18 protein-coding genes and 3 pseudogenes are annotated in these 20,365 nt (G+C 49.0%); 16 read left to right on the forward strand and 5 right to left on the reverse strand.

The features are described from left to right. Window positions 1-6 precede the first annotated feature (6 nt). From iaaA to gsiD, 5 genes are read left to right on the forward strand one after another with little or no spacing between them, the layout of a single operon-like run. Complete coding sequence (iaaA, locus tag J4650_RS17720; RefSeq protein ID WP_001030503.1) at window positions 7-948, forward strand: beta-aspartyl-peptidase; 942 nt, start codon at window positions 7-9, stop codon at window positions 946-948. 10 nt (window positions 949-958) lie between these two features. Then, complete coding sequence (gene gsiA, locus J4650_RS17725) at window positions 959-2,830, forward strand: glutathione ABC transporter ATP-binding protein GsiA (RefSeq protein WP_023993610.1); 1,872 nt, start codon at window positions 959-961, stop codon at window positions 2,828-2,830. 32 nt (window positions 2,831-2,862) lie between these two features. Further along, on the forward strand, window positions 2,863-4,401 hold the full coding sequence (gene gsiB, locus J4650_RS17730; RefSeq protein WP_023993611.1) for a glutathione ABC transporter substrate-binding protein GsiB: 1,539 nt from the start codon (window positions 2,863-2,865) through the stop codon (window positions 4,399-4,401). A gap of 60 nt (window positions 4,402-4,461) precedes the next feature. Then, window positions 4,462-5,382, forward strand: coding sequence for a glutathione ABC transporter permease GsiC (gene gsiC / locus J4650_RS17735; protein ID WP_000936066.1), 921 nt, complete (start codon window positions 4,462-4,464; stop codon window positions 5,380-5,382). Window positions 5,383-5,384: 2 nt separating this feature from the next. After that, window positions 5,385-6,296 carry a glutathione ABC transporter permease GsiD gene (gsiD, locus tag J4650_RS17740; protein WP_001236024.1) on the forward strand — a complete coding sequence of 304 codons (912 nt, stop codon included), beginning with the start codon at window positions 5,385-5,387 and terminating at the stop codon, window positions 6,294-6,296. A 90-nt stretch (window positions 6,297-6,386) separates the two neighbouring features. Here the strand turns inward: gsiD and rimO are convergent, their stop codons facing one another. Next, window positions 6,387-7,712, reverse strand: coding sequence for a 30S ribosomal protein S12 methylthiotransferase RimO (gene rimO / locus J4650_RS17745; protein ID WP_000073314.1), 1,326 nt, complete (start codon window positions 7,710-7,712; stop codon window positions 6,387-6,389). Between the two features lie 230 nt (window positions 7,713-7,942). Here rimO and bssR point away from each other — a divergent pair, with 230 nt between their 5' ends. The 8 genes and pseudogenes from bssR (at window position 7,943) to J4650_RS17780 (ending at window position 14,876) form a co-directional block, all read left to right on the forward strand. Further along, entirely contained in the window at window positions 7,943-8,326 is a 384-nt protein-coding gene (gene bssR / locus J4650_RS17750; protein ID WP_000259648.1) for a biofilm formation regulator BssR, read from the forward strand. Between the two features lie 102 nt (window positions 8,327-8,428). Next, window positions 8,429-8,675, forward strand: a pseudogene (locus J4650_RS22875) (IS4 family transposase); the annotation flags it as partial. 364 nt (window positions 8,676-9,039) lie between these two features. Continuing rightward, window positions 9,040-9,555 carry a CoA ester lyase gene (locus J4650_RS17755; protein WP_001521476.1) on the forward strand — a complete coding sequence of 172 codons (516 nt, stop codon included), beginning with the start codon at window positions 9,040-9,042 and terminating at the stop codon, window positions 9,553-9,555. A 22-nt stretch (window positions 9,556-9,577) separates the two neighbouring features. Further along, window positions 9,578-10,327, forward strand: coding sequence for an electron transfer flavoprotein subunit beta/FixA family protein (locus J4650_RS17760; RefSeq protein WP_001521753.1), 750 nt, complete (start codon window positions 9,578-9,580; stop codon window positions 10,325-10,327). A 10-nt stretch (window positions 10,328-10,337) separates the two neighbouring features. After that, a complete protein-coding gene (locus J4650_RS17765; protein ID WP_000157776.1) occupies window positions 10,338-11,285 on the forward strand; it encodes an FAD-binding protein in 948 nt (315 codons plus the stop codon). 32 nt (window positions 11,286-11,317) lie between these two features. After that, window positions 11,318-11,515 carry a hypothetical protein gene (locus J4650_RS17770; RefSeq protein ID WP_001200424.1) on the forward strand — a complete coding sequence of 66 codons (198 nt, stop codon included), beginning with the start codon at window positions 11,318-11,320 and terminating at the stop codon, window positions 11,513-11,515. Window positions 11,516-11,578: 63 nt separating this feature from the next. After that, window positions 11,579-12,742: an acyl-CoA dehydrogenase family protein gene (locus J4650_RS17775; protein WP_000835399.1), complete on the forward strand. Its 1,164-nt coding sequence runs from the start codon at window positions 11,579-11,581 to the stop codon at window positions 12,740-12,742. A 448-nt stretch (window positions 12,743-13,190) separates the two neighbouring features. Next, the gene (locus J4650_RS17780) at window positions 13,191-14,876 is read left to right on the forward strand and encodes an electron transfer flavoprotein-ubiquinone oxidoreductase (RefSeq protein ID WP_124234996.1); all 1,686 of its coding nucleotides are present in this window, start codon (window positions 13,191-13,193) and stop codon (window positions 14,874-14,876) included. A 5-nt stretch (window positions 14,877-14,881) separates the two neighbouring features. On the opposite strand, the gene J4650_RS17785 is transcribed toward J4650_RS17780, so the two are convergent. After that, complete coding sequence (locus J4650_RS17785) at window positions 14,882-15,772, reverse strand: LysR family transcriptional regulator (RefSeq protein WP_000545335.1); 891 nt, start codon at window positions 15,770-15,772, stop codon at window positions 14,882-14,884. A gap of 264 nt (window positions 15,773-16,036) precedes the next feature. Continuing rightward, a complete protein-coding gene (locus J4650_RS17790) occupies window positions 16,037-16,462 on the reverse strand; it encodes a GntP family permease (RefSeq protein WP_000287110.1) in 426 nt (141 codons plus the stop codon). A gap of 346 nt (window positions 16,463-16,808) precedes the next feature. Between J4650_RS17790 and J4650_RS17795 the strand changes: the two are divergent. Both J4650_RS17795 and J4650_RS17800 read left to right on the forward strand, forming a co-directional pair. Beyond that, a pseudogene (locus J4650_RS17795) lies at window positions 16,809-17,009 on the forward strand (IS1 family transposase); the annotation flags it as partial. Continuing rightward, window positions 16,989-17,489 (forward strand): annotated as a pseudogene (locus J4650_RS17800) (PQQ-dependent sugar dehydrogenase); the annotation flags it as partial. The pseudogenes J4650_RS17795 and J4650_RS17800, both read left to right, overlap by 21 nt. Here the strand turns inward: J4650_RS17800 and J4650_RS17805 are convergent. Continuing rightward, window positions 17,486-18,112, reverse strand: coding sequence for a glutathione S-transferase family protein (locus J4650_RS17805; protein WP_000631907.1), 627 nt, complete (start codon window positions 18,110-18,112; stop codon window positions 17,486-17,488). The pseudogene J4650_RS17800 and the gene J4650_RS17805 overlap by 4 nt on opposite strands. A 243-nt stretch (window positions 18,113-18,355) precedes the next feature. On the opposite strand from J4650_RS17805, the gene dacC reads away from it, so the two are divergent. Next, on the forward strand, window positions 18,356-19,558 hold the full coding sequence (gene dacC / locus J4650_RS17810; RefSeq protein ID WP_000195712.1) for a serine-type D-Ala-D-Ala carboxypeptidase: 1,203 nt from the start codon (window positions 18,356-18,358) through the stop codon (window positions 19,556-19,558). A 44-nt stretch (window positions 19,559-19,602) separates the two neighbouring features. On the opposite strand, the gene deoR is transcribed toward dacC, so the two are convergent. After that, window positions 19,603-20,361: a DNA-binding transcriptional repressor DeoR gene (gene deoR, locus J4650_RS17815; protein WP_000450104.1), complete on the reverse strand. Its 759-nt coding sequence runs from the start codon at window positions 20,359-20,361 to the stop codon at window positions 19,603-19,605. Between the last annotated feature and the right edge of the window lie 4 nt (window positions 20,362-20,365).

Raw genomic sequence — 20,365 nt, forward strand, 5'->3', positions numbered from 1 at the left:
CTAAAAATGAATAAAGCAGTGATTGCGATTCACGGCGGCGCAGGCGCGATTGCTCGCGCGCAAATGAGCCATGAGCAGGAGCTACGCTATATCCAGGCGTTGTCAGAGATTGTTGAAAGCGGGCAAAAGATGCTGGAAGCAGGTGACAGCGCGCTTGATGTAGTGACGGAAGCGGTGCGTCTGCTGGAAGCGTGTCCGCTCTTCAATGCGGGTATCGGCGCGGTCTATACCCGAGACGGGACTCATGAACTGGATGCCTGCGTGATGGACGGCAATACCCTGAAAGCCGGAGCCGTCGCGGGCGTGAGTCATGTTCGCCATCCTGTGCTCGCCGCCAGACTGGTGATGGAGCGCAGCCCGCATGTACTCATGGTGGGGGAAGGGGCGGAAAACTTTGCCTTTTCACAGGGGATGGCGCGCGTTTCGCCGGATATCTTTTCCACCCCGGCGCGTTACGAGCAATTGCTGGCGGCGCGTGCGGCGGGCGAAATGGCGCTCGATCACAGCGGCGCGCCGCTGGACGAAACGAAAAAAATGGGTACAGTCGGCGCGGTGGCGCGGGATAAATTCGGTAATCTGGCGGCGGCAACGTCTACCGGCGGGATGACCAATAAATTGCCCGGGCGCGTCGGCGACAGCCCGCTGGTCGGCGCTGGGTGTTATGCCAACAACGCCAGCGTCGCCGTTTCCTGTACCGGAACAGGAGAGGTCTTTATTCGCACGCTCGCGGCTTACGATATCGCCGCATTGATGGAATATGGCGGACTCAGCCTTGCCGACGCCTGCGAGCGCGTGGTGATGGAAAAATTACCGGCGCTGGGCGGCAGCGGTGGATTGATCGCCGTTGATCACGAAGGTAATGTCGCGTTGCCGTTTAACAGCGAAGGGATGTATCGCGCCTGGGGATATGCCGGGGATACGCCGACCACAGGAATTTACCGGGAATAAGGAGCCGCAGGTGCCGCACAGCGATGAACTGGATAGCCGCGATGTTCTGTCCGTAAGTGGCCTGAATATCGCGTTTCACCACGAAGGGCAACAGGTAGACGCCGTGCGTAATGTGTCATTACGCCTGAAGCGTGGAGAGACTCTGGCGATTGTCGGCGAGTCGGGCTCGGGAAAATCGGTGACGGCGCTGGCGTTAATGCGGCTGATTGAGCAGTCGGGCGCGAACGTGCGCTGCGGCGAAATGCTGTTGCGTCGGCGTAATCGCCAGGTGATTGAGTTGTCTGAGCAGAGTGACGCGCAGATGCGGCGTGTGCGCGGCGCGGATATCGCCATGATTTTCCAGGAGCCAATGACCTCGCTCAACCCGGTATTTACCGTTGGCGAGCAAATTGCCGAATCTATTCGTTTGCATCAGGGCGCCAGCCACGAAGAGGCGCTGGCGGAAGCGAAACGTATGCTCGATCAGGTACGGATCCCGGAGTCGCAGGCGATTTTATCGCGTTATCCGCATCAGCTTTCCGGCGGGATGCGCCAGCGAGTCATGATCGCGATGGCGCTATCCTGCCGTCCGGCGGTATTGATTGCCGATGAACCCACCACGGCGCTGGATGTCACTATCCAGGCGCAAATTCTGCAACTTATCAAAGTGTTGCAGCAAGAGATGTCGATGGGCGTGATTTTTATCACCCACGACATGGGCGTCGTGGCGGATATCGCCGATCGCGTGCTGGTGATGTATCAGGGCGAGGCCGTGGAAACCGGCAGCGTAGAGCAGATTTTCCATGCGCCGACGCATCCTTATACCCAAACGTTACTGGCCGCCGTCCCTCAGCTTGGCGCGATGCGCGGCCACTCGCTGCCACGCCGTTTCCCGTTGATTTCCGCTGACGAACCAGCCCTTTATGAATCGCAGATTGAGCAAGACACGGTGGTGGAAGGCGAGCCTATTCTCCAGGTTCGGGGGCTGGTGACGCGATTCCCGCTGCGTAGCGGTCTCTTTAACCGCGTTACGCGTGAAGTTCATGCCGTTGAGAATATCAGTTTCGATCTCTGGCCCGGCGAAACGCTATCGCTGGTGGGCGAGTCCGGTAGCGGAAAATCGACGACCGGACGCGCGCTGCTGCGGTTGGTTGAATCCCGGCAGGGGGAGATTATCTTTAACGGCCAGCGCATTGACACGCTGTCTGCGGGTAAACTCCAGCCGTTGCGCCGCGATATTCAGTGTATTTTCCAGGACCCTTACGCCTCGCTCGACCCGCGCCAGACCGTGGGGTATTCCATTATGGAACCTTTACGGATTCATGGCCTGGGGCAGGGGGACGCTGCGGCAAAGCGCGTGGCCTGGTTGCTTGAGCGTGTCGGATTACGTCCTGAACATGCCTGGCGTTATCCGCACGAGTTTTCCGGCGGTCAACGTCAGCGCATCTGCATAGCTCGCGCGCTGGCATTGAATCCTAAAGTGATTATTGCCGATGAGGCGGTCTCCGCGCTGGATGTTTCCGTTCGCGGGCAGATCATTAATTTACTGCTCAATTTACAACGGGAAATGGGGATCGCCTACCTGTTTATTTCGCATGATATGGCGGTCGTGGAGCGAATTAGCCATCGCGTGGCGGTGATGTATCTTGGTCAAATTGTTGAGATGGGGCCGCGGCGCGCCGTTTTTGAAAATCCGCAGCATCCTTATACGCGTAAATTGATGGCGGCGGTGCCGGTTGCCGATCCTTCCAGACACCGGCCGCGGCGCGTTCTGCTATCAGATGATATACCCAGCAATATTCATAAACGTGGCGAAGAGACGCCCGCCGTTTCATTACAGTTGGTCGGGCCGGGACATTATGTTGCGCGGCCGCTGCAGGATAATGCGCTCTCGCGCTTATAACATTCAGACAGGCAGGGTTTCAGGAGAACAACATGACGCAATTTATTACGCATAAATGGCTGGCGGCGCTGGGACTGGCCTCATCCATTGCGGTTTTTCCGGCCCTGGCGGCCAAAGATGTGGTGGTGGCTGTAGGGTCTAATTTCACCACGCTCGATCCGTATGACGCCAACGATACGCTCTCGCAGGCGGTGGCGAAGTCATTTTATCAGGGGCTGTTTGGCCTGGATAAAGACATGAAGGTAAAAAACGTCCTGGCGGAAGGCTATACCGTTTCTGATGACGGTCTGACCTACACCATTACCCTACGGCAGGGGGTGAAATTTCAGGACGGCGCGGATTTTAATGCGGCGGCGGTAAAAGCGAATCTCGATCGCGCCAGCAATCCGGATAACCACCTCAAGCGTTATAACCTGTATAAAAATATCGCAAAAACGGAGGTCGTCGATCCGGCAACGGTAAAAATTACCCTGAAACAGCCGTTCTCCGCTTTCATTAATATTCTGGCGCACCCGGCGACGGCGATGATCTCGCCGCAAGCGCTGGAAAAATATGGCAAGGATATTGGTTTTCATCCGGTCGGTACCGGTCCATACCAGCTTGAAACCTGGAATCAGACCGACTTTGTCAAAGTGAAGAAGTTCGCCGGTTACTGGCAGCAGGGCTTACCCAAGCTGGATTCTATTACCTGGCGTCCGGTTACTGACAACAATACCCGCGCGGCGATGCTGCAAACCGGCGAAGCGCAATTTGCTTTTCCTATCCCTTATGAGCAGGCCGCGTTATTGGCGAAAAATAAAAACCTCGAACTGGTCGCCAGCCCGTCCATTATGCAGCGTTATATCAGTATGAATGTGACGCAGAAGCCGTTTGATAATCCTAAGGTGCGTGAGGCGTTGAATTACGCTATCAATCGTCAGGCGCTGGTTAAAGTGGCGTTTGCCGGATACGCCACGCCGGCGACGGGCGTGGTGCCGCCGTCGATAGCCTATGCGCAAAGCTATCAGCCGTGGCCCTATGATCCGGCTAAAGCGCGCGAACTGCTGAAAGAGGCGGGGTATCCAGACGGTTTCAGTACCACGCTGTGGTCATCGCATAACCATAGCACCGCGCAAAAAGTGTTGCAGTTTACCCAACAGCAACTGGCGCAGATTGGCATTAAAGCCCGGATAACCGCGATGGACGCCGGCCAGCGCGCTGCGGAAGTCGAGGGCAAAGGGCAAAAAGAGAGCGGCGTGCGAATGTTCTATACCGGCTGGTCGGCGTCGACGGGCGAAGCTGACTGGGCGTTATCGCCGCTCTTCGCCTCACAAAACTGGCCGCCGACGCAGTTTAATACCGCTTTTTACAGCAACAAGCAGGTCGACAGCGATTTGGCGGCGGCCTTAAAGACCAACGATCCGCAGGAGAAAACACGATTGTACAAAGAGGCGCAGGATATTATCTGGAAAGAGTCGCCCTGGATACCGTTGGTGGTGGAGAAATTGGTTTCTGCGCACAGTAAAAATTTGACCGGTTTCTGGATTATGCCGGATACCGGTTTCAGCTTTGACGATGCGGATTTGAAGTAAGTAATGCGATGGGGCTGGATGGCGCGCGCGTTGTCCGCCATCCGGTAAAAGGTTCGTGTGATGCTTAACTATGTTCTCAAGCGCCTGCTGGGATTAATTCCTACGCTGTTGATTGTGGCAGTGCTGGTGTTTTTATTTGTTCATTTGTTGCCCGGCGACCCGGCGCGGCTGATAGCCGGACCGGAAGCCGACGCGCAGGTGATCGCGCTGGTTCGTCAGCAGCTGGGGCTTGATCAGCCGCTTCATGTCCAGTTTTGGCATTACATCACCCATGTTTTACAAGGCGATTTCGGGACGTCAATGGTTTCCCGCCGCCCGGTTTCTGAGGAGATCGCCAGCCGCTTTTTGCCGACGCTGTGGCTGACGATAACCAGTATGATATGGGCGGTGCTGTTTGGCATGGCGATCGGCATCGCCGCCGCCGTGTGGCGTAATCGCTGGCCTGACCGGGTAGGAATGACGCTTGCCGTGACCGGCATTTCTTTCCCGGCTTTTGCGCTGGGAATGTTGTTAATGCAGATTTTTTCCGTGGATCTGGGCTGGCTACCGACCGTGGGGGCGGATAGCTGGCAACATTATATTTTACCTTCCCTGACGCTTGGCGCGGCGGTGGCATCCGTCATGGCGCGTTTTACGCGCTCCTCGTTTGTCGATGTCCTGAGCGAGGATTACATGAGGACCGCGCGGGCGAAAGGCGTCAGTGAAACGTGGGTGGTGTTAAAACATGGCCTGCGCAATGCAATGATCCCGGTCGTCACCATGATGGGACTGCAATTTGGCTTTTTGCTTGGCGGCTCGATCGTCGTTGAAAAAGTGTTTAACTGGCCGGGGCTTGGGCGATTACTGGTCGACTCCGTCGACATGCGCGACTACCCCGTGATTCAGGCAGAAGTGCTGCTGTTTTCTCTGGAATTTATTCTTATCAACTTAGTGGTGGATGTCCTCTATGCCGCCATTAATCCGGCTATCAGGTATAAGTAAGGATGCGATTATTTAACTGGCGCCGTCAGGCGATTTTACATGCTATGCCGGTGGTAAAACCCGACCAGATACGCACGCCGTGGCGGGAGTTCTGGCGTCGTTTTCGCCGCCAGCATGTCGCGTTGGTCGCCGGGGGATTCGTACTGGCGTTAATTCTGGTGGCGATTTTTGCCCGTTGGCTGACGCCCTACGATGCGGAAAACTATTTTGACTACGATAGCCTGAACAATGGCCCCTCTTTGCAGCACTGGTTTGGCGTTGACTCGCTGGGAAGAGACATCTTTAGCCGGGTTCTCGTTGGGGCGCAGATCTCACTGGCTGCGGGCGTGTTCGCGGTATTTATCGGCGCGATAATCGGTACGGTGTTGGGATTGCTGGCGGGATATTATGAAGGCTGGTGGGATCGTTTTATTATGCGCATTTGCGATGTGCTGTTCGCCTTCCCCGGCATTTTGCTGGCGATTGCCGTTGTGGCGGTGTTAGGCAGCGGTATTGCTAATGTGATCGTTGCGGTGGCGATTTTCTCTATTCCGGCGTTTGCTCGTCTGGTGCGCGGAAATACCCTGGTCTTAAAACAGCAGACGTTTATTGAGTCTGCCCGCAGTATCGGCGCCAGCGACACGACGATTTTGTTTAGCCATATCTTGCCGGGAACGGTCTCGTCAATTGTGGTTTTCTTTACGATGCGTATCGGTACGTCAATTATTTCCGCGGCAAGCCTGTCATTTCTCGGATTAGGCGCGCAGCCGCCAACGCCGGAGTGGGGAGCGATGCTCAATGAAGCGCGGGCGGATATGGTCATCGCGCCGCACGTAGCGCTCTTCCCGGCGGTGGCGATTTTCCTGACTGTGCTGGCGTTTAACCTGTTAGGCGACGGGTTGCGCGATGCGCTGGACCCGAAGATTAAGGGGTAAGCCAGCCCGGTGGCGTTGACGCCTGGAGGGCCTGGAACGGGCTCGCCAGGTGGGGTGACACATCCGACACCCGCGCCGGGGGAGGTGGCGTTAAACCCGACTGCCCCACAAATCATATTCGTCGGCGTTTTCCACTTTCACGCGCACGATATCGCCCGGCTTGACGTTGGTTTCGCCGTTCAAATAGACCGCGCCGTCAATTTCCGGCGCATCCGCCATGCTACGCCCGATAGCGCCTTCTTCGTCAACCTCATCGACGATCACCAGAATTTCGCGGCCCACTTTTTCCTGCAAGCGCTCAGCGGAGATTTGCTGTTGCAGTTGCATAAAGCGGTTCCAGCGCTCTTCTTTCACCTCTTCCGGCACCTGATCCGGCAGGTCATTCGCGCCTGCGCCTTCCACCGGGCTGTACTTGAAGCAGCCTACACGATCGAGGCGCGCCTCTTTCAGGAAGTCGAGCAGCATCTGGAAGTCTTCTTCCGTTTCGCCGGGGAAGCCGACAATAAAGGTGGAGCGTAGGGTCAGTTCCGGGCAGATTTCGCGCCACTGCTTAATGCGCGCCAGTTGGCGGTCAACGGAACCGGGACGTTTCATCAGTTTAAGAATCCGCGGGCTGGCATGTTGCAGCGGAATGTCCAGATAAGGCAGGATTTTGCCTTCCGCCATTAGCGGAATCACATCATCAACGTGTGGGTAGGGGTAGACGTAGTGCAGACGTGTCCAGACGCCCAGTTTTGATAACTGCTCGCACAGGCTCACCATACTGGTTTTCACCGGTTCGCCATTATGGAATCCGGTGCGGTGCTTCACATCTACGCCGTAGGCGGAGGTATCTTGCGAAATCACCAGAATCTCTTTGACCCCGGCATCAACCAGACGTTTCGCTTCGCTTAATACGTCGCCAATCGGGCGGCTGACCAGATCCCCGCGCATCGACGGGATGATGCAGAACGTGCAGCGGTGATTACAGCCTTCAGAAATTTTCAGATACGCATAATGGCGCGGCGTCAGTTTTACACCCTGTTCTGGTACGAGGCTTAAAAATGGATTGTGCTTCGGCTTCGGTACATAATGATGTACGTGCTGCAGAACTTGCTCATAGCTATGCGGCCCGGTGATTTCCAGTACTTTCGGATGCACTTCGCGGATCTGATCTTCTTTTGCGCCCAGGCAGCCGGTGACGATTACCTTACCGTTTTCGTTCAGCGCTTCGCCAATGGCTTCCAGTGACTCTTGTACCGCGCTGTCAATAAAGCCACAGGTATTAACGATAACCATATCCGCATCGTCATAGCGTGGCACAACGTCATAGCCTTCGGTACGAAGCTCAGTCAGGATTCGTTCCGAATCAACGAGGTTTTTCGGACAGCCCAGGGAAACGAAGCCGATCTTTGGCTGGTGGGTTACATTACTCATAGCTTAAAAAGTGTTCATTTATTGGAATGGTCAGGGCAGGGATTCTACAGATATCCGAACAAAAATTGTATCGCAATCTCATCGGGAGCGGCGGCATCAACCGTTGTGGTTATCAGCAAAAGGTGAAAAAGGGCAATTCTAAGAAAATTCTTGATCTCTGACACCCCTTTGTCTAAAAAACGACCATACTATTAAGTTGAACCCTGGTAGAAAAGAGGAGGAAAAAAGGTATGGTCGTTGACAGACTGAGAACCGATCTTCTCAACAAGCTGATAAACGCGCGTATCGATCTTGCCGCTTATCTGCAATTGCGAAAAGCGAAGGGGTATATGTCAGTCAGCGAAAGTGACTCTCTGCGTGACAATTTTTTTGAACTGAATCGCGAGCTCCACGATCAATCCTTACGGCAGGGACTGCATCTCGATCAGGAAGAGTGGAACGCGCTGCGCCGTGCCGAAGGCGCGCTTGCAGCCGCCGCCGTTTGTTTAATGAGCGGACACCATGATTGTCCGACCTTTATTGCCGTCAACGCAGATAAACTTGAAAACTGTCTGACAACTTTGACGCTGAGTATTCAGAGTCTGAAAGCACATTCACCGCTTACACAGGTCTGAATAAGGGGGAGGCGACTCCTGAGGAATCCCCAGCAAACCAGGACAGGCATAGTGTTATGTGATCTAATTGATTGCGCTAACACTTTCAAGGAAATCATCACTATGCCTGCTCGTTCATTATGCCAAAAATCCTTTAAAAATATACTGGAGCCTTTGCACCTTTACCGCCGTCAATCTCTGATTGAGGCTACCAGTGTAGTGATTAACGGTGCATCTCTTACACTTATTCAGTATTGGGCGTGATTTGTCAGGAGTAGCATCGGTCAGGCACAAGATAAAACGTATCGATCGACTTCGGGGAAAGTCTCACTTGCAGAATGAAGTTTCAGATACTTTTTCAGCGTGTTACTAAAAAATCACGGAGGGAATGACCCGGGTTGTCATGCTCTCCTATATGCCAGCCTGTTTTCCGCCAAAGGTGACTAAATTCGGTTCACCAGACAATCGTTGATGTTCTTAGGGAACGGTATAGTCGAATTCACTCCTGAAACAGGTACGGAATGTCGGCCGTTTACTATTCTGAAACGTTATTTATATCAAATAATTAAATTTTATTTTTATCTTTGTTATTGTAACAATAAATTACATGTTTCTTTCTGTTATCAGCGAACCTGAACCAATTTTAATGGGGGGTTAGATAAAAGCTAATTCAGAAAATTATTTTTTTAAGATATATTGAATTATCAGATGCTCCATTCAAATGAGAGACGAGAATGCAAACGTTAGAACGGTTTTTTCTTTTCGTTACGGGGGACCAACCTGAACGATTTGAAAAAGCAAATAGCAGTTGTGCTGATAGCGTAATCCTTGATTTAGAAAATGCGGTGTCATCTGAGAAAAAAATAATTGCCAGAGAAAATGCTCTGAATTTCATGAGTAATGATGAAAAAGTACTGATTGCTGTACGTGCAAAAATTGTAATAACTTCACGCCTGGCTGGATCATATCCTTCTGTTGACGGTATCACAACTGAATTTATGAAAAACGAGTTGACAATACAAAATGCTATTCACTCCTGTAAAATGGGGTTCAGTGGCAAGGTATGTATTCACCCTCCACAAATTTCACATGTAAACAGAGCATTCAGCTATTTAAAACAAGAAATCGAGTGGGTTCCCCAGATTATGCGACTGGCTCAATATCCCCATGGAGCGTTCAGTCATGAAGGGCAAATGGTGGATAAACCGTTACTGGAAAAAGCAAAAAGGATTTTGGCTCATAGCATTTAGTAAATATATGAAGGAGTCACCAATGAAAGCTTTAGTTTGTGTAAAACAAGTTGTCGATCATAACGTTAGAATTAGAATAAAGCGAGATCATTCTGATGTTGATATTTCTGATTCAAAACTCAGTATCAATCCATTTGATGAAATTGCAGTTGAAGAAGCAGTACGTTTAAAAGAACGGGGATTAATCAGTGAGGTTGTTGTAGTGTCTATAGGAAACACAGGTGTAGGGGATGTATTGCGTACAGCACTGGCAGCGGGGGCAGACAGGGCAATACACATATTAACAAAAAACTCTCTTACACCACTAATTGTGGCCAAAACTATCACCGCTATTACCCGGAATGAAAAACCCGATATTATATTATTAGGCAAGCAAGCTATTGACGATGATTGTAATCAGGTAGGCCAAATGCTGGCAGCATTACTCGATCTTCCCCAAGCCACTAATGTTAGTGAAATTACTATTTCTGATAATTCATTAACTGCTGTTCGTGAGGTTGATGGAGGATTAGAAACGTTAAATTTATCCCTGCCTGCAGTACTCACTACAGATCTACGTCTGAATACACCGAGGAATATCAGCTTGCCGAATGTTATTAAAGCCAAAAAGAAACCTGTTAAGGAGATAGATTTCGATTCACTTGGTATTAACCCGTCATCCAGATTGACTATTATTAAAGTTGATGAGCCAGCAAGAAGGAAAGCAGGCATAATCGTTCCAGATATTAACACGCTGCTAGATAAATTAAAAAACGAAGAAAAAGTAATTTAAGGAGGAAAATATGGCTTCTTTAGTTATTGCTGAACATAACGGCAATACTCTTTTACCTTCAACACTCAGTACTATCACTGCGGCAAAAGCCATTAATAGTGATATAGATATACTTATGTTAGGATATGGTATAGAAAGTATTGCAGTTAAAGCCAGTCATATTCAGGGGATATCCACTGTATTTGTTGCTGACAGCCCACTATTCGAACACCTTCTGGCAGAGAATGTGGAAAAACAGATCAGCTATTTTTTGAATAGTGGGAAAAATCATTATCAGTCCATTCTTTTTCCTGCAAGCTCTTTTGGAAAAAACTGTGCGCCACGCTTAGCAGCAAAACTTGATGTATCTCAGATTAGTGATATTACGCGTGTCATTGATCAACATACCTTTGAACGTCCAATCTATGCGGGTAACGCTATTGCCACAGTACACAGTGATGATGAATATAAAGTGATAACTGTTCGTCCTACCTCATTTGCGGCTGCGGTTGCGGAAGATGAGGGAAAAGCCCCCATTGAATTTACAGAGGTTGTTCTTGGTTCAGATCAGGTAAAATTTATTAGCCAACATGTTAATAAAAGTAACCGTCCAGACTTACAATCCGCCAGAGTTGTAGTATCAGGTGGACGAGGAGTAGGAAGTGCACAGGCATTCAAAGAACTTGTTGATAACCTGGCAGATAAATTAGGCGCTGCCGTGGGGGCAAGTCGGGCTGCTGTAGATGCTGGTTATGCACCAAATGATTATCAGATTGGCCAGACCGGAAAAATCGTTGCGCCTCAACTTTATATTGCTCTGGGAATTTCTGGCGCCATACAACATCTTGCCGGGATGAAAGAGTCAGGCGTCATTGTCGCTATTAATAAGGATCCTGACGCTCCTATCTTTTCTATTGCGGATTATGGTTTGGTAGCTGATATTTTCAAAGCTGTACCTGAACTTATCGATAAATTATAAATCATATTTTTTCCTCCTTAAAGGTAACTTTTATGCAATATACTGATATTCAAATTTGGCAGCCTGGCATTCTGCGCAACACCGATTATCTTAACCCCGGTCCCGCTAAGCTGCTGGCCGCCACTCTGGATAAAGACATCAAAATCTTTAAAGAGGGGGGGCGTTCTGCCAGAATTATGGCACTGGCTCTATTTTCTTCCTGTCGACCGCCAGTCAGATCTATCTGCTGATGGTCATCCGATAAAAGGTCATTTTCTACCCCCTGTTGGCGCTGGTTTATTGAGGAAAAAATTATGAAAAGTATTGAAAGGGATAAATATCAGGATATTCGTGATGCGGTTCGTTCATTATGTAGTGAATTTGATGATAAATATCACCGTAAGATAGATGAAGCAAAAGCCTATCCTGAAGAGTTTGTTAATAAACTAACCAAAGCTGGTTGGCTGGCTGCGCTCATCCCGGAGGAATTTGGAGGGTCAGGGCTTGGTTTAACTGAAGCATCTATTATCATGGAAGAGATCAATAGATCGGGTGGAAACTCTGGAGCCTGCCATGGTCAGATGTATAACATGAATACGTTGTTACGTCATGGATCCGATAAACAGAAAGAATTCTGGCTGCCACGGATAGCTACTGGTGAATGGCGCCTGCAGTCGATGGGCGTCACAGAACCCACAGCAGGTACAGATACCACCAGAATTAAAACTACAGCTGTAAAAAGAGAAGACCGGTATGTGATAAACGGACAAAAAGTCTGGATTTCACGTGTTCAACATTCAGACTGGATGATTCTTCTGGTTCGAACTACTCCCCTTGCAAATGTAAAACGTAAATCCGAAGGGATGTCTATTTTCATGGTTGATATTAAAGAAGCTATGAAAAATGGAATGACAGTACGACCTATTCCCAATATGGTCAATCATGAAACCAACGAGCTCTTTTTTGACAACCTGGAAATTCCCGAAGAAAATCTTATTGGTGAAGAGGGTATGGGTTTTCATTACATACTTGATGGTTTAAATGCAGAGCGTACCTTGATTGCGGCAGAATGTATAGGCGATGGATATTGGTTTATGGATCGTGTTACCCGCTATACCTGCGAGCGTGAGGTTTTTGGTCGTCCCATTGGTCAGAACCAGGGGGTGCAGTTTCCTATTGCAGAAGCATTTATTGCAGTGGAAGCGGCTAATCTGATGCGTTTTAAAGCGTGCGAGCTTTTTGATCAGCATCTTGATTGTGGAGCACAGGCTAATATGGCGAAATACCTTGCTGCGAAAGCCAGCTGGGAAGCAGCCAATGCCTGCCTGCAATTTCATGGTGGATATGGTTTTGCCTGTGAGTATGATATCGAACGAAAGTTTAGAGAAACACGTTTATATCAGGTTGCTCCCATATCTACCAACCTGATCCTGAGCTATATCGCTGAGCATGTGCTGGAGATGCCACGTTCATTCTGATGTCAAATCAATTGGAAAAATATTATGAAACAGTTACCTCTGTCCGGAGTCATTATAGTCTCGATTGAACATGTCATTGCCACTCCCTTCTGTACCCGACAGTTGGCTGATTATTTCTCGCGGGTAACTATAATAGAATGCCAAGAAAACAGGGACTTTTCCTGCAATTATGATGAACGGCTTAAAAATGATTTGTGTATATTCTTTTTCATCTGAGGGAGAAAGCTAAATATAAATGTTATGGAATGCTTCATCATCACCGAAATTTTTTTAATAGTTGATAACTGGCTATATAGTCTTATAGGCACCTTTTTCTAAGGTTGAACATTCCTATACCATTTCATCTGTTTTATCACTATGATATTTATTTCATTGGTTACAATATGAATGCAATTTTATTTACATAATATAGCTGTTCCTACGGTGCTGAAAAATTAAGGAGTTAATAATGAACGATACACTTTCTAATACCCAGCAATCACGTGAGACAATAGAATGTGATGTTCTTATTGTGGGAGCAGGACCCGCCGGATTATCTGCAGCTCTTAAACTTAAATTACAGGCAAATGATGCAGGAAAAGAACTGTCCATTATCGTCCTTGATAAAGGAGCTGAGCCTGGTTCTCATATTCTCAGTGGGGCAGTCATGGATCCCCGAGCGCTGAATGAACTAATTCCTGATTGGCAGGAAAGAGGCGCACCCATTAAACAGCCTGTTACTCAGGATAAATTACTGTTACTGACGAATGAAAAATGTATTAATTTGCCGGATGCATTGATTCCTGATAATTTTCGCAACCATGGAAACTTTATCGTAAGCCTCGGTAATCTCATTAAATGGCTCGCCGGTCAGGCAGAAACGTCAGGCGTGGATATTTATGCAGGCTTTTCGGCAACTGAGATACTGTATGATCAGGATACTAACATTATCGGTGTAGTAACTGGTGATATGGGACGTCATCGGGATGGCAGCAAGAAAGAGGGGTTCCAGAGTGGAATAGAAATTCTGGCAAAATATACAATTTTTGCCGAAGGGGCCCGCGGTAGTCTGGCTAAAGAACTGATCAAAAAATTTCATCTTGATACAGGCAAAGCACCCCAGAGTTTTAGCATAGGCATAAAAGAGTTGTGGGAGGTTCCATCAGACCAGTCCCATCCGGGGCTTGTAATTCACACCACAGGTTGGCCTCTGGATAAAGAGTCGTTCGGGGGTGGGTTTCTCTATCATCTTAATGATAATAAAATTGCACTAGGTTTGGTTGTGGGACTTGATTATTCAAATCCCTGGTTAAGCCCTTTTCAGGAAATGCAGCGCCTGAAAACACACCCTTCTATACGCAAATACATTGACCGGGGTAAGCGTATTGGTTATGGCGCAAGAGCAATCAATAACGGCGGGATTGCGTCTATGCCTGATCCCTGTTTACCTGGTGGTCTGCTGATTGGTTGTAATGCCGGTACGTTCAATGCAAGTAGAATCAAGGGCATCCATACAGCTATCAAAAGTGGCATGATAGCGGCTGACGCTATATTTAATGCTTTGCTGGACAACAGGAAAAACGACATACTGACAGAATATCAAACATTACTGCGACAGAGCTGGCTTTGGCAGGAACTGGAAAATGGTAGTAATTTCAAACCCTGGTTTAAAAAAGGGCGTGTGATAGGTTTTATCATGACTGGCATTGAGCATTGGCTGCTTCCCCGAATGGGTATAAAAAAAATCCCCTGGCGTGTAAAAAATAACCGACCGGACAATATCACTCTGCAACCGGCCAACAAAAGCCAGAAAAAACTGTACGACAAACCTGACGGTAAACTGACGTTTGATATTTTGTCATCCGTCTATCTCAGTAACACCTGGCATGATGACGACCAGCCAGTACATTTGAAAATCAGTGATCAGAATATCCCTATATCCATTAATCTGGATATTTATGGTGGCCCCGAAGAACGATATTGCCCTGCCGGAGTATATGAATTTTTACAGGATAGTGAAACACAAAACATGCGTCTGCAAATAAATTCACAGAACTGTATTCACTGTAAAGTTTGTGACATTAAAGATCCTAAACAAAATATAACCTGGACTACGCCTGAAGGTGGCAACGGACCAAATTATACAGGGATGTAACGCTATCACTCAGTCTGAGCTGTGAGCATAGTAACCAGTTTTTGTGTGAAACCGGGTAATTTGTCAAAGCTTCTGGCGCAGATTTGTAATTTTCTTAATGACCAAAATTCATCAAGATCAATAATCGAAAATTCATGCAACTGACGCAAACGGGATGCAGCAGAGTGAGGCATTATACCAATGCCCACTTTTGCTTCAACCATACGGCAAAATGTTTCAAAGTTGCCGACCTGTATTCTAATTTTCAGTTTAGATGGTACTAGTTCTGCCTTTTTTCGGATAAATTCAAACATTCCTGTCCCTTCAGGCAGGCTGATTTGTTCATATTGAATTAATTCATGAAAGGTCACGCTTTTTCTGTCAGCAAAGGGATGGTCTGTCGCGGTGATAAGCACTAGCCTATCAGTACGGAACGGCAGTATTTCAAGATTATCTGTTGTAATATTACCAGCAACAATTCCGAGATCAGTTTTCCCCTCAATAACAGAACGTACAATTTCCGGACTTGGATACTCCCTGAGATCAATATTCACATCGTTATATAGTGTAAGGAAATGGCTCAACAATGGGGGGAGATACTCTGCAATAGCAGTTATACTGGAAAATATTCTGACATGTCCTTTGATGCCTTTAACATGCTCCTGCATATCGCTACGTAACATTTCCATCTGATTCACAATAAGGCTGGCGTGGTGTTTAAATGTTTCACCAGCAGAGGATAACGTTATCCCCTTGCTACTACGATACAGCAATCTCAGATTGATACTCTGTTCAAGATTACGTATACGCACGCTACCAGATGCGGCAGACATGTAAGTTTTTTCCGCTCCACGTGTTAAGCTCCCTTCTTCACTGATAGCAAGGAATAATTTTAAATCTTTTATATCAAAGTGCATCGTTGTGGCTCATAATTAACGTATAATACAGTGTGCTGCTTTTTTATAGACTCAGTCAGACTGAGTATTTCGGCCTATCCGAATTCCTGTCACGTCGAGATAACTACAAAATGTAGGCTGACGGTGTCACCGCCCTACCATGATCCGGGGCGGATCTGGTAGGACGCTGGTGACCGCTGACAGGGGGTCAGGTCAGACATATTGTCGGAACCGTTGTAACGTAGATGCTAATACCTGCTCCCCGTGGTCATCAGGTTAACCCGTTTACAGCGGTTTTTTCAGCCCCGGCAGATTTATCATAAACTGATCACCGTAAATATGTGGAATCAGCCAAGTAAAGAACAGATTGGCAAACGCCACCACAAACAATGATACGCCTCCATAGGTCAATAAAGCGCATACAAGAATAATCATCGGCATGGCTTTGTTCTGGCCCACCATACAGGTCACAGCACTGACAATTGAGTAGTAAAAACCAGCAAATTCAATCAGCTTGCCAAATACTGCCCCCAGCAGAAAGACAGGAAAATAAAGTTTTACAAAACCGATCAACTTATCCATAAATATATCACTGAAAACCGGGGCGACCGTCACTGGACGGGTGAACAGAACTGCGCCAAGTGCTACCAGCGGAGCAAAAAGGATCACACTGTAACCACGATAAGCGACCAGCATCAGTAATGAATACATTCATTGTCTTATCTCGCTAGCATGACTACCCATTTTATCCATGTTATGCAACAGCTTGTGTCATATTTTTCTGATCTCCATTTTAGATCAGACAGGCTATTACTCAGGGATTCCGGCGCGAAGAATGGAACATACTCTAAAAAGTACTCGGCGGATTCAAGTCGGTATCACTCCGTTAATAATCTTTATTCTCGACCCGCTGCATGTTGATTTTATGGTTAAACGCCGTTCTCTTATTCATCGCAGGAGTAAACCATCATGACATGCAGTGAAATCCCCAGAAAACGATCATGTATTCAATCGTTGATTATCGTTTCGAATACCGACTTTTATCGCAGGATTTATGATGGCTAAAGTCGATGTGAAATGCCCGTTTTGCGCGCAAACGGCATCCGTTAAAAAGTATGGTCCGGGGAGTGCAGGGCACCAGCATTACCGCTGTCAGGCATGTTGCCGCAGCTTTCAGGTCGACTATGAATACCGCGCCTGTCAGCCCGGCATGAAAGGGCAGGTTGTTGATCTTGCCATGTACAATGCCGGTATTCGTAATCCGCAGGGGTTGGCCATCAATCCCTGGAGCGGCGCGCTATGGCTGCATGAACACGGTCCGCGCGGCGGCGATGAAATTAACATCCCGGAAAAAGGCAAAAATTATGGCTGGCCGCTGGCCACATGGGGCGTCAACTATAGTGGTCTGAAAGTGCCGGAAGCCAAAGGTGAAATTGTCGAGGGAACGGAGCAACCGGTTTACTACTGGAAGGATTCTCCGGCGATCAGCGGGATGGCTTTTTATGCCAGCGACGTTTTTGCGCCGTGGCGGCACAAACTGTTTATCGGCGCGCTAAAAGATAAAGAGGTCATTGTGATGCGCGTCGATGGCAATACGGTGACGGAAGAAGGCCGTATTCTGGGTGACAGAAATCAGCGTATTCGGGATGTGCGTGTCGGACCTGACGGCTACTTATATGTGTTAACCGATGAGTCCGACGGGCAGTTACTCAAGGTAAGTCCTGCAGCCACGCGTTAGGTCACCGGGATCATCACCACTTTGCGAAAAGCAGGGCGCTCGGTAAGCTGCTGATACCAGCGCTCCAGATTCGGGCGCGGCGTCCACTTCAGACCCACGTTCAACAGGTTATAGACGAAAGGCGCAATAGCGATATCGCCGGTGCCAAAGTTATCCCCGGAGAACCACGGCTGGTGGGCCAGAGCATCATCAAGAAGCGCAAACAGGCTGTCACACTTTTCGATACCGGCTTCAATTGCCGCCTGATCGCGTTTTTCCGGCGGGGTTCTGACCAGTCCCATCAGGATCACGCGGTGCGCCGGGCTCAACGTTTGATTCGCCCAGTCCATCCATTTTTCGCCCTCCGCACGCCGCGCCGGATTATCAACCCATAGCCGGTTCTGGCCGTATTGCGCCGCCAGATAGCGGACAATGGCATTGGATTCCCACAATAACAGGTCGGTTTCATCATCTTTAAGCAGCGGCACCAGCCCATTAGGATTCATCGCCAGATAGTCGGCATCCTGGTTAACGCCGAATTTTCCGCCTGCCAGAATTTGATCGTATGGCAGTTCCAGCTCTTCAAGCGTCCACAACACTTTTTTAACATTAGTCGAGTTGTTCCGGCCCCACAGCGTAATCATATTAACCCCTTCCGTTTTATCAGGATGATGACAGTAATCGGCCTACCGTGAGATAAACCTAACATTTACACAATGGTCTGTAAAAAAATCGTTATGAAGGAAGCGTAACGGGATGTTATTGCATAAACTTTAAAAACTTTACCAAGTTACGGTTTCTTTAACGTCGTGAGTGCGTTATTACTCACCGCACTTATTACACGGTGGTGTGACGTGTGTTTTTGGAATGGATACTCGGGTGGTACTATGACGCAATACGCTTCTTCCCTTCGTAGCCTCGCGGCAGGTTCGGTTCTCTTATTCCTTTTCGCTTCGCCTGTAAAGGCAGAGGAACAAACGATCGCGCCGCCGGGCGTTGATGCGCGAGCCTGGATCTTAATGGATTACGCCAGCGGTAAAGTACTGGCGGAAGGCAACGCCGATGAGAAACTCGACCCTGCCAGTTTGACAAAAATTATGACCAGCTACGTGGTGGGCCAGGCGCTGAAGGCAGGGAAAATCAAGCTGACCGATATGGTGACGGTGGGCAAAGATGCCTGGGCGACGGGGAACCCGGCGCTACGTGGGTCGTCGGTGATGTTTCTGAAGCCAGGCGATCAGGTGTCGGTTGCGGATCTTAATAAAGGCATCATCATTCAGTCAGGTAACGATGCCTGTATCGCGCTTGCCGACTACGTCGCCGGAAGCCAGGAGTCCTTTATCGGCCTGATGAACGCCTATGCGAAACGACTGGGATTAACGAATACAACCTTCCAGACGGTACACGGTCTTGATGCGCCAGGGCAGTTCAGTACCGCTCGCGATATGGCGTTGCTCGGCAAGGCCTTGATTCACGATGTGCCTGACGAATACGCCATTCATAAAGAGAAAGAATTTACTTTTAATAATATTCGTCAACCAAACCGCAACCGCCTGTTGTGGAGCACCAATCTGCATGTCGACGGCATGAAAACGGGGACAACGGCAGGCGCTGGGTATAACCTTGTCGCCTCCGCCACCCAGGGCGATATGCGCCTGATCTCTGTCGTGCTGGGGGCGAAAACGGACCGTATTCGCTTTAATGAGTCAGAAAAACTGCTGACCTGGGGTTTCCGCTTCTTTGAAACGGTCACGCCGATTAAACCTGACGCGACATTCGTGACGCAACGGGTCTGGTTTGGCGATAAGCGTGAGGTCAATTTGGGGGCGGGCGATGCGGGGTCTGTGACGATTCCGCGTGGGCAGCTTAAAAACCTGAAGGCCAGCTTTACGTTGAACGAACCACAGCTCACGGCGCCGTTGAAGAAAGGGCAGGTTGTCGGCACCATCGATTTCCAGCTTAACGGAAAATCCATTGAGCAACGCCCGTTAATGGTGATGGAAAACGTCGAGGAGGGGGGATTTTTCAGCCGGATGTGGGATTTTGTGCTGATGAAACTCCATCAGTGGTTTGGCAGTTGGTTCTCGTAAAATAACTCCGTTGCCGGGTGCGCGTCGCATCCGGCAACGGGCGGTTAATACATCAGAGTAATTTGTTGCGCTTTAGCGTAGGCCACAAAGGCCTCGTCGGGACGGCGGTCGCTGATAATCGTATCAAAGCGTGATAATTCCCCCATCCGCGCCGGACGTACCTTGCCGAATTTACTGTGATCCACCACCAGTACATGGCGCTGTGCCATTGTCATTGCCCAATGTTTTACCGGCAGCTCTTCCAGATTAAAGCAGGTAGCGCCTTTACTGGTATGAACGCCGGCGGCGGAATAAAACGCGATATCCGGACAAATATTGTTTAACGTTTCATGGAAATCAAGCGGTTTGAAAATGGCGTTGCTGGCGTGAAACTCCCCGCCGCTGAGGATGGCGCGGCAATGGGGTTTGTCCTGCAGCGCCAGAAAGGTATTAAGTGAATAGCACACCGCCGTAAAGGGAAGGTCATTATCAATGGCTTCAATGATCCACGGCGTGGTGGTGCCGCAGTCAATAAATACCGTCTGATGCGCTTGTACCAGGCCCGCAGCCAACTGAGCGGCTCGGCGTTTTTCTTCCACCAGACGAGATTTTTGATCGCTTAACAGATAATGGCTGGCGCTGCGGGGCTCCAGTACGATATAGCCGCCCAGCAATACGACAGGCGCGCTTTTATGGTTCAGGTCGCGACGAATGGTCATTTCAGAGACGCCCAACAGGGTCGCGGCTTCTTTAAGATGAAGTTTATCGCTGCGTTTTAAGGCCTGCAGCAATTGACCAATACGCTCGTCGCGTCGCGTTTCCATAGTT

It is taken from the genome of Salmonella sp. 32120201201600049SM (genome assembly GCF_017572835.1).
GTDB lineage: Bacteria > Pseudomonadota > Gammaproteobacteria > Enterobacterales > Enterobacteriaceae > Salmonella > Salmonella enterica.

Bases quoted from the DNA above. Each gene is read 5' to 3' on its own strand.
- iaaA (WP_001030503.1), top strand. From the start codon at position 7: ATGAATAAAGCAGTGATTGCGATTCACGGCGGCGCAGGCGCGATTGCT.
- gsiB (WP_023993611.1), top strand. From the start codon at position 2,863: ATGACGCAATTTATTACGCATAAATGGCTGGCGGCGCTGGGACTGGCC.
- gsiC (WP_000936066.1), top strand. From the start codon at position 4,462: ATGCTTAACTATGTTCTCAAGCGCCTGCTGGGATTAATTCCTACGCTG.
- gsiD (WP_001236024.1), top strand. From the start codon at position 5,385: ATGCGATTATTTAACTGGCGCCGTCAGGCGATTTTACATGCTATGCCG.
- rimO (WP_000073314.1), bottom strand. From the start codon at position 7,712: ATGAGTAATGTAACCCACCAGCCAAAGATCGGCTTCGTTTCCCTGGGC.
- bssR (WP_000259648.1), top strand. From the start codon at position 7,943: ATGGTCGTTGACAGACTGAGAACCGATCTTCTCAACAAGCTGATAAAC.
- J4650_RS17755 (WP_001521476.1), top strand. From the start codon at position 9,040: ATGCAAACGTTAGAACGGTTTTTTCTTTTCGTTACGGGGGACCAACCT.
- J4650_RS17760 (WP_001521753.1), top strand. From the start codon at position 9,578: ATGAAAGCTTTAGTTTGTGTAAAACAAGTTGTCGATCATAACGTTAGA.
- J4650_RS17765 (WP_000157776.1), top strand. From the start codon at position 10,338: ATGGCTTCTTTAGTTATTGCTGAACATAACGGCAATACTCTTTTACCT.
- J4650_RS17770 (WP_001200424.1), top strand. From the start codon at position 11,318: ATGCAATATACTGATATTCAAATTTGGCAGCCTGGCATTCTGCGCAAC.
- J4650_RS17775 (WP_000835399.1), top strand. From the start codon at position 11,579: ATGAAAAGTATTGAAAGGGATAAATATCAGGATATTCGTGATGCGGTT.
- J4650_RS17780 (WP_124234996.1), top strand. From the start codon at position 13,191: ATGAACGATACACTTTCTAATACCCAGCAATCACGTGAGACAATAGAA.
- J4650_RS17785 (WP_000545335.1), bottom strand. From the start codon at position 15,772: ATGCACTTTGATATAAAAGATTTAAAATTATTCCTTGCTATCAGTGAA.
- J4650_RS17790 (WP_000287110.1), bottom strand. From the start codon at position 16,462: ATGTATTCATTACTGATGCTGGTCGCTTATCGTGGTTACAGTGTGATC.
- J4650_RS17805 (WP_000631907.1), bottom strand. From the start codon at position 18,112: ATGATTACGCTGTGGGGCCGGAACAACTCGACTAATGTTAAAAAAGTG.
- dacC (WP_000195712.1), top strand. From the start codon at position 18,356: ATGACGCAATACGCTTCTTCCCTTCGTAGCCTCGCGGCAGGTTCGGTT.
- deoR (WP_000450104.1), bottom strand. From the start codon at position 20,361: ATGGAAACGCGACGCGACGAGCGTATTGGTCAATTGCTGCAGGCCTTA.